At 40.3% G+C, this 362-nt stretch carries 1 protein-coding gene; it reads left to right on the forward strand.

The window, feature by feature from the left end:
- On the forward strand, positions 1-362 hold a 362-nt coding region (locus tag KH400_RS22570), incomplete at both ends, for a family 1 glycosylhydrolase (RefSeq protein ID WP_217228457.1).

Genomic DNA, 362 nt, shown 5'->3' on the forward strand with positions numbered 1-362 from the left:
GTTGATCTCTTTGTTAAGTTCGCCAATGTATGTTTTGAACGCTATAAACATGATGTGAAATATTGGCTGACCTTTAATGAAATAGATAGTATTCACCGCCACTCTTTTATTACAGCAGGAATTATTCCTGATCGCTGTCCAGAAGGGAAAGAGGAAGAGACGGTTTATCAAGCACTCCATCATCAATTCATTGCCTCTGCACTCGTAACAGCAGATTGTCATCGCATCATACCAGGCAGTCAAGTAGGGTGTATGCTGACAAAATTAACAACGTATCCGCACACTTGTCATCCGAATGATGTGGAGCGGGCATTGAAACAAAACTTAGAAAACTATTTCTATGCAGATGTTCAGGTATTTGG

Origin of the sequence: Desertibacillus haloalkaliphilus, assembly GCF_019039105.1 — a bacterium.
Classification (GTDB): domain Bacteria; phylum Bacillota; class Bacilli; order Bacillales; family KJ1-10-99; genus Desertibacillus; species Desertibacillus haloalkaliphilus.